Below are 11205 nucleotides of genomic sequence, written 5' to 3' on the forward strand. Positions count from 1 at the left end.
GGTGCCCGCACCGCCCGGCTCGCCCGCGCGCGAGAATGTCCACAGCTGTGGAACAACCTGTTGATCAGTACCTTTCGGTCCGATCGACTACCGCCTCGGCACCCGCGCCCGTCCCGCCCGTTCGGGCTCAGCGGCCGTTGCCGACACACGCCGCCGAGCCTTCGCCGCACCGCGGACGTGCTCCGCGTCTCATTGCCGATGCCGATGCGACGGTGCAAGAGTCAGCGCGCCGACGGTCGACGGCTCCGTTCCGTTCCGGGACGAACGCCTGCGCCGCCGTCTCGTCGGCCGAACGGGAGGACGCGGATCCACCCTCTCGCGGCAGCAGGTCGGAGCTCGATGCCCCACACGGACGACGGTGGGGCCGAAGTCAGGAGTCGTGGTCATGGTTGATGTCGCGCCGATACTGAGGAGGCCGGACGCGCAGCGGCCGTATCCTCCGACCCGCCGCCCGAAGGGCTCGACGATCCTCACGGTCGTCACCTCCACAGACCACAAGGTCATCGGCGTGATGTACATCGTGGCGGCCTTCGCGTGGTTCCTCATCGGCGGCCTCATGGCGTTGCTCATCCGTGGTGAGCTCGCCGTGCCCGGCCTGCAGTTCCTGTCGAACGAGCAGTACAACCAGCTGTTCACCATGCACGGCACGATCATGCTGCTGCTGTACGCGACTCCGGTGTTCTTCGGCTTCGCCAACTATCTCCTGCCGCTGCAGATCGGCGCTCCGGACGTGGCCTTTCCCCGACTCAATGCGGTGGGCTTCTGGCTCTACATCTTCGGCGGGCTCATGGCCGCCACCGGATTCCTCACCCCCGGCGGCGCGGCCGACTTCGGGTGGACGGCGTATGTGCCGCTGACGAACTCGCTGCACTCGCCCGGCGTCGGCGCCGACCTGTGGATCCTCGGACTCACCGTCGGCGGTCTCGGCACGATTCTCGGCGCGGTCAACCTCATCACCACCATCGTGTGCCTGCGCGCCCCCGGCATGACCATGTTCCGGATGCCGATCTTCACCTGGAACACCTTCATCGCCTCGCTGCTGATCCTGTTGATCTTCCCGCTGCTCGCGGCGGCACTGATCGCCCTGTTCGTCGACCGCCAGTTCGGCGCTCACATCTTCGACCCCGGAACGGGCGGAGTCATGTTGTGGCAGCACCTGTTCTGGTTCTTCGGTCACCCCGAGGTGTACGTGCTGGCGCTGCCGTTCTTCGGCATCGTCTCGGAGATCTTCCCGGTGTTCTCGCGCAAGCCGATCTTCGGTTACTCGGGTCTGGTCTACGCGACGCTGGCCATCGCGGCGCTCTCGATCGCGGTGTGGGCGCACCACATGTACGCCACCGGCGCCGTGCTGCTGCCGTACTTCTCGTTCATGACCTTCCTGATCGCGGTGCCCACCGGCGTGAAGTTCTTCAACTGGATCGGCACCATGTGGAAGGGCCAGCTGACGTTCGAGTCGCCGATGCTGTTCTCGGTCGGCTTCATCGTCACCTTCCTGTTCGGCGGCCTGTCCGGCGTCATCCTCGCCAGCCCGCCGCTCGACTTCCAGCTGCACGAGTCCTATTTCGTCGTGGCGCATTTCCACTACGTGCTGTTCGGCACCATCGCCTTCGCCACCTACGCCGGCGTCTACTTCTGGTTCCCGAAGATGACCGGGCGCATGCTCGACGAGCGCCTCGCCAAGTGGCACTTCTGGCTGACCTTCCTCGGCTTCCACACCACGTTCCTGGTGCAGCACTGGCTGGGCAACGAGGGCATGCCGCGCCGCTACGCCGACTACCTGCCGTCGGACGGGTTCACCACCCTGAACATCATCTCGACCGTCGGTGCCTTCGTGCTCGGCGCCTCGACCCTGCCGTTCCTGTGGAACGTGTTCAAGAGCTACCGGTACGGGCAGGTCGTGACCGTCGACGACCCGTGGGGTTACGGCAACTCCCTCGAGTGGGCGACGAGCTGCCCGCCGCCGCGGCACAACTTCTACGAGCTGCCGCGCATCCGCTCCGAGCGCCCGGCGTTCGAACTGCACTACCCGCACATGAGCGAAAAAATGCGGTCCGAGGCGCACGTGGGCTGGGGTTCGCACGCCCAGACCGCTCGCGCGATCGAGGGGAAGCACTGACATGGAGGACGGACGCCGGTTCCGCCGGTACGCAACGCTCGGCGAGACCCGCACCCGCCCCGACCCGACGGCCCTGCTGATCGCGATGCTGGTGCTGGCGGTGCTGCTCGCGTCCCCGTGGTGGCTGGCTCCGGCCCCGGCCGTGCTGCTGATCGTCGCGGCCGTCGCCGGCACGGTCGCGGTCGGCGCCACGAGCCGGAGGACGATCGTGCCGACCCGGTGGTCTTGACGTCCTCTCCGGGCTGAGTACTGCAACGACAGTGTGTGATGTGGGGGTATGTGGTGGCCGGCGCGGGCATTGGTCCGGCCGGCGCTGCGCCAGCTCGACCAGTGCCGGCACCAGGCGGAGATTCCGTGGAGCATGTCGTCGCGCCCCTGCGGGAGCGTGGGTACGGCGCGATGGCGTGTAAACGCGAGGCTCCGGCTGCCACCATCTCCTTACGGTGCCGTAACTTACGGTGTCGTAACTTACGCTAGGGTAGTCGCATGGCCATCTCAGATCTTCAGGAATTCGCGCATCTGACGGACGCGGATGTCGAGGCCCTCGGCCGAGAGCTCGACGCCATCCGTCGCGACATCGAGGAATCCCGCGGCGAACGCGACGCCCGATACATCCGCAACACCATCAGGTTGCAGCGCAGCCTCGAGCTCGTCGGGCGAGTGACCCTGTTCGGCAGCCGGCGCCGTCCGCTGTGGTTGCTCGGCACGGGTCTGCTCGGCGTGTCGAAGATCATCGACAACATGGAACTCGGGCACAACGTGATGCACGGGCAATGGGACTGGATGAACGATCCCGAGATCCACTCCGCGAGTTGGGAATGGGACAATGCCGACCCGTCGGCGCACTGGAAACAAACCCACAACTATCTGCACCACAAGTACACCAACATCCTGGGCATGGACGACGACGTGGGATTCGGCCTGATCCGGGTCACCCGGGACCAACGGTGGAAGCCGTTCAACGCCGGCAACCTCGTCTACAACGCGTTGCTCGCGCTGCTGTTCCAATACGGCGTCGCCATCCAACACCTCGAACTCGGCAAGGTCGCCAGAGGCCGGGACGACCGCGCCGAAACCAGCCGTAAGCTGCGTGAGGTGGGCCAGAAGGTGGGCCGACAGATCGGCAAGGACTACGTGTTGTACCCGGCCCTCACCGGTAGGGCGTGGAAGTCCACCCTGACGGCCAACGCCACTGCCAACGTGATCCGCAATCTGTGGACCAACGCGGTGATCTTCTGTGGGCACTTTCCCGACGGCGCGGAGAAGTTCACCAGGGCTGACGTAGACAACGAGACCCAGGCACGCTGGTATCTGCGACAGATGCTCGGCAGCGCCAACATCTCCGGTGGTCCGTTGATGGATTTCATGACAGGCAACCTCAGCTATCAGATCGAGCACCACCTGTTCCCGGACCTGCCATCGAACCGGTATGCCGAGATCGCCGTGCGGGTGCGCGGATTGTGCAGCAAGTACGATCTGCCCTACACCAGCGGTCCGCTCGCGGTGCAGTACCTCAAGACATGGCGCACCATCGCGAAACTGTCGCTGCCGAACAAGTACCTCACGGACACTTCGGACGCCGCTCCCGAGACCGCATCCGAACGCGGCTTCGGCGGCACGCCGGTTGTCGATCCCGTCACCGGCCGGCGGCGCGGACTGGCCACCACGATCCGCGAGAACCGCCGGATTCGTGGCGTGCGCCGGCTTCTGGGGATGCGCTGATCGACACGTAGGTGTTTCGAAGTGCCGTCGTGCGGACTCACGGCCGGGCACGGCCGACGAGATGATCGCCGCGGACCCGCCGAAGCAGTGGCGCCGTATCCCCGCCTGCACCGGACCCTGGCGCACCACGCGCACCGAACTCGCCGCGGTCGCCGGGTCCCGGTGGCCGGCCGATGGTCATCCGCCGGCGCTGTGGGTTGCGGCGAAGACGACGAACACCACGAACAGTGCCGCGGTACCGAGGACGGCGCCGGTGAGGGCCTCCCGATGGTTCGTTGCCAGGCCCTTGTCGACCCGGTCCAGGCCGACCCAGCCGCAGACCACCGCGGCCAGCCCGGCGGGAATCGTGATCAGGTCACCGATGAGGGGAACGAAGGCGAACACCGCGGCGGTGATGCCCGCGACAAGCGCGGTGCTACCCGCACCGTTGCGGAACGGCGACTCGGTGGAACGGTGTGGCGGCATACCAGCTCCCCATTCAGGACAAGGCGATCATGTCCGTCCATGGTGCCTCGCACTGCTCGATGTCGCCGCACTACTGGTGCGCCGGGCGAGGGCGTTGGCTCGGCCGCAGCGCATGCTGTGACCGGCGTCCGTGCGTCAAGGCCGGGTCTGCCGGGCACGCAGGGCGGCGATCATACGGTGGAGTTCACCGAGGGTGACCCACAGTCTGCGTGCTTCGTCCTCGAATCGTTGGGCACTGACCGCGAAGCCGTGCCGTTGTTCATCGGCGGCGCAGTGCTCAGCAAAGTTGATCCGCGCTGTGACCTGCTCGAACTCTCGCTCGAGCACGCCGAGAAGGAGCTGAGCCTGTGCCCGGTCGGCGCGGCAGGCCGCAGCCTCGGCATCGGCATCGGCTGACCCCACCCGGCCGGTGCGGACGGATGCGATGATCATGAGAGTTCGAGGGTCGCGTCGCGGACCATGTCGAGTGCGCTGGTGTGCGAGCGGCCGGTCGGAGTGCTCGCAACGGTGTGGAGCAGCAGGGTCACGGTCGGGCGCGGGTAACGGTAGCGGGCGCAGGCCGCATCAAGGCAGTCCTCGATCACGGCACTCACCTCGAGTTGATCCAATGCCGCAGCCGCATGAATGGTCGTGTCCGCGAAGGTGATCGCCAGTTGACTCAGCAGCACCCCGTGGCGGCGCCGGATGTGTTCCATCGCGGCGACCGCACGGTCGACGCACGCGTCCAGGCAGCGTTCCCCGGCCCCGGGAGTCTGGAGTGCGCAACACATCCCCGCCAGGCGCAGGTGCTGTCGGTGCAACACCCGCTCGACGCCGGCATCGATCGTGCCGACGTCCGCGGCGCACTCGGACACGTCGATCCAGACGTTCTGCTTCGGCCGTGATCGGGCGAACAGGTGCCAATGGGCGAGCATTGCGGACTTTCTCCTTGATCAGGTGGCCCGCGCCGTTGCGGGTCCTTCCACCCATACCGCCGCCGAGGATCGAAACGGGTGCGTCTTGACGCTTTCCTTATGCTCTGGCCCGAAAGTTTGATGCGGTGCTTACTCTTCACCCAGCTTCGCGGGGCCCGTGGCGCACTCGCTCGGAATGGGGGCGACTGTCGGAGGCTAGGAGCATTCGGTGTGCAGATCGGAGTACTCGAGCATCTGACCGCATCCCGTGTCGGCGGTGGGGTTCGATCGAGCGATGCAGGAGAAGCGAATCGGGGGCGCAGGCCACAACGCGGTGTGCTGTTGCCGGCCGTGACGGGGCGCAGGGCGGCGGCTTCTTGGTCCGGAGGCGTAGAGATTTCGCAAGGATCCGACGGCGAGTCTTCCCTGGCGGGTCGGGACGGGCCGATGCTCGTTGCTGGTCGAAACCCGTCGACGCGAAGGAAGGATACGTACGCGTGAGCGACATGCTGACCACGTGGATGCTCCTCGGGGCGTTCGTGACAGCCGCCTTGGTCATCCGCTACCTCAACACCGCTTCGGACCGGCCGAAGGCCCGGGCACCGCTGCGCTATGTCCGCCGCCGGCCGGTACCGCCTCCTGGGATCCCGGTGGTCCGCTACAACCGTCTCACCCCGGTCCACGACCACCCCGTGCGAGCGTGACCTCTCACTCCGATCGGAGAATCCCGATGCTCGACGCTCTTGCCCCCGTCCTGTTGCTGATCGGCGTCCCCACCCTCGTCCTGCTGACAATTCGCCGCCTCAACCTCCGCGACTGCCGGCACGAGCGACCTGCCGACAGCCCGCATACCGGAGGCCGCACCGTAGGGTCGGAGCCGCCGTACGGCCCTGCCGACCCACATCCGCCGGGGCCTCGACGGACCCGCCACACGCCCCCGGCGCGGGTGGGGTCCGTCGGTCGCCGTTGGGGAGTGTCCTTATCGGACACTCCCTGTCGCGACAACCACACCACCGGTCCGAGTCGGCGAAGCGTGGGGGAATCGGGTCGGAGTCGAGGATGACGGGGCGCGAGTACACGGCGGGCCGGTAGGTCGGAGCATCCGCACGCGTGCGCAGTGGAGACCCCGTCAGGGGTGGCTCACTGTGTGAGGAACGTTGCCGAGTGGTCGGTGTGGAAGCGGGGCAGGGCGGCGCAGAGGGCGGACAGTTCGTTGCCGCTACGAAGGACGGTGCCGTCGGGCCGGACGATGGCAGCGCGCGCCCGGCCGCGGCGTAGCCACCGGTGCAGATCGGTGTCCGGTCGAGCCAGCAGGACTGTGCCACCCCGTTGTTCGATGGCGGTGCGTTGTTTCGGGGTCGGGGAGATGGAGGTGACCACCGCGAACCGGCCGGCGACGACCTCGGCGAATCGGCGACCCTCGTCGAGGACCGGATTCGGGATCAGGCGGCCCGCTCGGCTTCTGCGTAGTGGAGATCGCTCGACGAGACTGGAGCGGTGAAGAGCCGGGGTCTCGTTGTCCATGATCTTGTCGCTGAGGCCCGGCACGCGGTGCAATAGCGGTAAGGCGACGCGGCGGATGAGATTACCGAGTTCGCCGCCCTCGGTCATGGCCATTCCGACGAACTTGGCCCGCCGGATCAGTGCCAGTGCGTGGGGCTTGCGTTCGATCTCGTAGGTGTCCAGTGCGCTCTCAGGCAGATCCCCGCGGAGAACGCCTGCAAGTTTCCAGGCGAGGTTCATCGCGTCGCGCATCCCCGCCCCCATCCCCTGTCCGATGAACGGCGGTGTGAGATGGGCGGCGTCGCCCAGCAGAAACACGCGCCGGTCGCGCCATCGGTCCGCGATTCGGGCTCGAAAGGTGTACTCGGCCAGACGGACCAGCTCCAGGTCTTCGGCCGGTGTGTTCCTTGTCCATGGCGAGATGAGGGGATGCAGTCGGGCCATTTCGCGATAGTCCTCGGCGCTCTCACCGGGCTTCAGACGGAACTCCCAGCGGTAGCGCGTTTTTCCGATCCGCATGTACGTTGCCGCGCGCACGGGGTCGCACACCTGGTGCACGCCCTCCCACTCGCCGAGGTCTGCGGTGGTAGCGACGTCGACAACCAGCCAGCGTTGTTCGAACTTCAGGTCCCGCATCGTTGCCTGGATCTGGTCTCTGACCATGCTGTTGGCGCCGTCGCAGCCCAACACGTATCTGGTCCGCACCGATTCGTGCACGCCGGTGCTTCGGTCGGTGAAGTCGACGCGAATGTCGCCGGTCTTGTCGTGGGCCAGCCCGGTTACTTCGACGTCGCCGCGCAGAGAGGCCCCTGGGTACCGTTCCAGATTGGCGCGCAGGATCTCCTCGAACTGCGGCTGATCGAACATGTTGGCCTCGGGGTAGCCGTGTACGCCCGGTCCGGGGTCTCGGTGGAACTCGGTGAGAATTCGCATGTTCCGGTCGAGGAGCCGCAACCCGAGGCACGGCCGGGAGATCGCCGCGAACTCGTCGGCGATCCCGAGGTGCGCCACGATCCGGTGAATCTCACCGTCGAGGTGGACCGCCCGCGGCTGCGCATAGACACCCTCCCAGCGCTCGAGTACCAGGCACTCGACCCCGTGCTGAGCAAGCAGCGTGGCGGCGGTCAGTCCGGTGGGTCCGGCACCGACGATGACGACCGGGACAACCCGCTCGCTCATCGGATCGATCCGAACAGGACGACGAGGTAGGCGAGGATCAGCGCGCTGACGAGGATGGCGGGCGTCATCTCACGCAATCCATCTCCGTTGCGTACGTGCGTAACGACGGCCCCTGCCATCAGGAGCAGGAGCCCGACGCCGGCCGCGGCGCCGAGCGCCGGTACGAGTCCGCCGAGCAGGAGACCGGCTGCACCGGCGACCTCGAGCGCACCGATACCCCGATACGTGCTGACGGAAATACCGACGTGGGCTGCCCGTTCCCGCATCGGCGAGGTTGCCGCCATCTTGCTCACGCCGAGCAGGAGGTAGAGGACTGCGAGCGAGATTGCCAAAACTAGTGATGCGGTGGTCATTTGCGCACCATTACCTTCCAATTGATCGCATATCGGTCCAAGATCGCCTTGACCGTCGGTTCGCCGGCAGATCCGTCGATCTCGACGGTGGCAAGAATCGAACCGTCCGCTACGGACGCATGGATGCTGTCGACCCCTGCGATGGTGGCAAAGGCCTGCTCGAGCTCGCGCCGTGTCGCGTCGGCGCGCAGTGCGAGCTTGTAGGGCTTGCCTACCGCCGTGACGGGCAAGGCGTGGAGGACGGTCACCGTTCTGGGTGCCGCGGCCCGCTCGGGGACACGCTCACTCGCCCAGGCGTGCAGCTCTTCCTCGGTGATGCCGGCGTCTGCGACAACGGTGACGTACGCGACGGGCACTTCGCCGGCGTGGGCATCGGGACGTCCCACCGCGCTGACCGCGGTGACCTGCGGATGGGCCAGTAGGGCGTCTTCGATGACCGCTGGGTCGATGTTGTGCCCGCCCCGGATGATGACGTCCTTCGCGCGTCCGACCAGGTAGATGAAACCGTCGCTGTCGACGCGCGCCAGGTCGCCGGTATCGAGCCACCCGTCGACCAGTTTGCCCATGGTGTCGAGCACGTGTCCGTGTTCGTCGTGGGCGGCAGCGTAGCCGGCGAACACCGTCGGACCGCTGATGGCCAGCACGCCGGTCGCTCCGGTGGGCAGGTCTTCCCAGCTGCCGTCTTCGCGGACGCGTACCACTTTGACCTGCTGATAGGGCATCCGTAGGCCGACCGCGCCGGGCCGTGGCGCGTCGGTGAAGCTGCGTGCACTCGCGCAGGTTGCCTCCGTCAGGCCGTAGCCTTCGAGAAGGGGCACACCCGTGTGTTCCCGGAACTTCTCGACGAGCGCAGTCGGTAGAGGCGACGCTCCGACCATGGCGAATCGCAGACTACTGATATCGGCGTCGACCGGGCGCTCCGCCAGGGCCGCGTATACGGTGGGCACCGCGCTCATCGACGCGATGCGGTAGTGCTCGACGATCTTCCAGAATTCGCTGAGCAGTACCGGGTCGCGGTAGCCGAGCGGGCCGGCCCACACCACACCCTGGCCCTTGAACAGCGGTGCCAACAGCGTGACCATCAAGGCATTGACATGGAACAGCGGCAGGGCGGCGAATACGACGGAGTCCGAGTCCCACAACGAGTTCGCGGCCAGCATCCAGGCATTGGCGACCTCGTTGTCGTGGGTGTGGGCGGCCAGCTTCGGAACGCCGGTGGTACCACCGGTGTGAAACAGTGCCGCCATGTCGAACCCACAGGGGGGATCACCGGCGAAGCCGGAGGGGTCGATGCCGGCCGACAGCGCACTGAGATAGCCGATCCGCACTCCGTCGACTTCGGGCAGGTCCGCAGGGGCGCCGGCGGCACCGGTGGGCCTGAGGACCAGCACTGCGTCCACCCCTCCGCTCACGGCAATCTCGTGCGCGACCTCCCATGTGTCGGCCGCAAGTTCCGGACCGGCCGCGACGAGTACCCGGGCGCCTGAGCGGCGCAACAGTTCAGCGATGTGCTGCTGCGACTGTGCCGCGTTGATGGGGGCGGCGATGCCGGCAAGCTGCGCGGCGAGAGTCGCGGGGATCAGTTCGGCGCAGTTGGGCGCCATCAAGGCGACCGGGTCGTGGCGCCGCACGCCCAGACGATGGAGCAGGTTCGCGTAACGGTGAACATCGTCGAGTAGTTCGGAGAAACTGCGCTGCAACGGCTCCCGCCACCGCGCGGCGTCCGGGAGGACGGTGAGCGCGAGGCGGTCCGGCCACCTGCGGGCCGCTCGGGTGAGCAAGGCATAGGTGGACTCCGGAAGCCCCCGATCTCGCAGCGGCACGGCCTCGATCGCCGTCACATCCGTGGGCGCCGCGTACCGCGGCCACAGCAGGTCGGTGGTCATCGCGCGTACCTCACCACCGTGCGCTGCCGCCCCAAGTCGATTGTCCCGTCGTCTGTGGCGACGGTGGCTTCGATGACGTCGCCGTCCTGCAGATAGTTCGAATTCCTGGCCTGGCCCGCAAAGAAGAGCTTCCATTTGACTGCCGGCGGCAGCAGGGAGGAGAGGATTTCGATCGGCTTCGGTGGGGCGCTCAGCGCCGTCCCGACCGGTGTTCCGGTCAGCAGCAGGTCTCCGGCATCGAGGCGTTGGAACCGGGTCAGCGCCTGCAGAGTCTCGGCCGGCTGGTAGATCATGTCGGCAACGGTCATGTTCTGGCGAGGCTCACCGTTGACCCAGAGCCGCAGGCGCAGGTCGGTGAACCGCTTCAGTTCGTCGGCATCGAGCAGTACGAGCGCGGGGCCGACCGGGGTGAACGTCGGGTATGACTTGGCCTCGTAGAACTGCGTTTTGGGAAGCTGGACGTCGCGCGCGGAGATGTCGTTGGTGACAACCAGGCCGGCGACGTGATCGGCGAGAGTGTCTGCGGTGATCGTGGTGCCGACGGGGAGTTCGCGCCCGAAGACGAGCCCGATCTCCACCTCGTAGTCCAGTAGCCGGACATGGGCAGGACGGATCACGTCGTCGTGGGGACCGCTGATCGAACCGGATGCCTTTCGGAAGAAGGTCAACGGAATGGTGTCGGGGTTCATCCCGGCGTCCTTGACGTGCGAGGCGAAGTTCGTCATCTGTGCGACCACACGGCAGGGGGCGGTGACCGGGGAGAGCAACGAGAGGGTCTCGACGGGCACGGTGCCCTCGCTGGATGCCGCTGCCTCGACGGCTGGTCGGTCGGCCAGCAGTTGGGCGGTGGTGGTGGCCTCGGTGTCTACCCGGGCGGCACCCGTCGGTGTGACGACCCACCAGGCGTCGGCGGTGCGGAGGACAGAGATGGTCATGAGCTGGCAACTTTCAGAAGGCCGCGTAGTAGGACTTTGTTAGGTTCACCACTTCTTGTTGTGGGGACTCGAGATTCGGCGTGGTGTTCGAGACGATAACCGGGTGGATGCCGCAGCCCTGACCGATGTCGGTGAACGTCTCGATGCGTTCGT

At 66.8% G+C, this 11205-nt stretch carries 11 protein-coding genes; 5 read left to right on the forward strand and 6 right to left on the reverse strand.

What is annotated here, in order from left to right:
* The first annotated feature begins 385 nt into the window (after positions 1-385).
* From ctaD to ACWPOB_RS01715, 3 genes are all read left to right on the forward strand, one after another.
* Entirely contained in the window at positions 386-2116 is a 1731-nt protein-coding gene (ctaD, locus tag ACWPOB_RS01705; RefSeq protein WP_455399694.1) for an aa3-type cytochrome oxidase subunit I, read from the forward strand.
* A gap of 1 nt (position 2117) precedes the next feature.
* Positions 2118-2345, forward strand: coding sequence for a hypothetical protein (locus ACWPOB_RS01710; protein ID WP_100055573.1), 228 nt, complete (start codon positions 2118-2120; stop codon positions 2343-2345).
* Between the two features lie 257 nt (positions 2346-2602).
* Positions 2603-3838, forward strand: coding sequence for a fatty acid desaturase family protein (locus ACWPOB_RS01715; protein WP_455399695.1), 1236 nt, complete (start codon positions 2603-2605; stop codon positions 3836-3838).
* Positions 3839-4015: 177 nt separating this feature from the next.
* On the opposite strand, the gene ACWPOB_RS01720 is transcribed toward ACWPOB_RS01715, so the two are convergent.
* A complete protein-coding gene (locus tag ACWPOB_RS01720) occupies positions 4016-4303 on the reverse strand; it encodes a hypothetical protein (protein ID WP_006947522.1) in 288 nt (95 codons plus the stop codon).
* A 177-nt stretch (positions 4304-4480) separates the two neighbouring features.
* On the opposite strand from ACWPOB_RS01720, the gene ACWPOB_RS01725 reads away from it, so the two are divergent.
* Positions 4481-4699, forward strand: coding sequence for a hypothetical protein (locus ACWPOB_RS01725; protein WP_455399696.1), 219 nt, complete (start codon positions 4481-4483; stop codon positions 4697-4699).
* A gap of 32 nt (positions 4700-4731) precedes the next feature.
* Here the strand turns inward: ACWPOB_RS01725 and ACWPOB_RS01730 are convergent, their stop codons facing one another.
* Positions 4732-5217, reverse strand: a complete 486-nt coding sequence (locus ACWPOB_RS01730; RefSeq protein WP_100055577.1) for a hypothetical protein — start codon at positions 5215-5217, stop codon at positions 4732-4734.
* 476 nt (positions 5218-5693) lie between these two features.
* Here ACWPOB_RS01730 and ACWPOB_RS01735 point away from each other — a divergent pair, with 476 nt between their 5' ends.
* Positions 5694-5900, forward strand: coding sequence for a hypothetical protein (locus tag ACWPOB_RS01735; RefSeq protein ID WP_455399697.1), 207 nt, complete (start codon positions 5694-5696; stop codon positions 5898-5900).
* Between the two features lie 436 nt (positions 5901-6336).
* Here the strand turns inward: ACWPOB_RS01735 and mhpA are convergent, their stop codons facing one another.
* Genes mhpA through ACWPOB_RS01755 form a run of 4 tightly spaced genes read right to left on the reverse strand, consistent with a single transcriptional unit; the run spans position 6337 to position 11052 of the window.
* The gene (gene mhpA, locus ACWPOB_RS01740) at positions 6337-7878 is read right to left on the reverse strand and encodes a bifunctional 3-(3-hydroxy-phenyl)propionate/3-hydroxycinnamic acid hydroxylase MhpA (RefSeq protein ID WP_455399698.1); all 1542 of its coding nucleotides are present in this window, start codon (positions 7876-7878) and stop codon (positions 6337-6339) included.
* Positions 7875-8231, reverse strand: coding sequence for a DoxX family protein (locus ACWPOB_RS01745; RefSeq protein WP_455399699.1), 357 nt, complete (start codon positions 8229-8231; stop codon positions 7875-7877). Before ACWPOB_RS01745 ends, mhpA begins: the two co-directional genes overlap by 4 nt.
* A complete protein-coding gene (locus tag ACWPOB_RS01750) occupies positions 8228-10117 on the reverse strand; it encodes an acyl-CoA synthetase (RefSeq protein WP_455399700.1) in 1890 nt (629 codons plus the stop codon). Before ACWPOB_RS01750 ends, ACWPOB_RS01745 begins: the two co-directional genes overlap by 4 nt.
* Entirely contained in the window at positions 10114-11052 is a 939-nt protein-coding gene (locus ACWPOB_RS01755; protein WP_100055580.1) for a fumarylacetoacetate hydrolase family protein, read from the reverse strand. The genes ACWPOB_RS01750 and ACWPOB_RS01755 overlap by 4 nt, the downstream gene beginning before the upstream one ends.
* Positions 11053-11205: the final 153 nt, after the last annotated feature.

The organism is Rhodococcus sp. 2H158 (assembly GCF_053764755.1).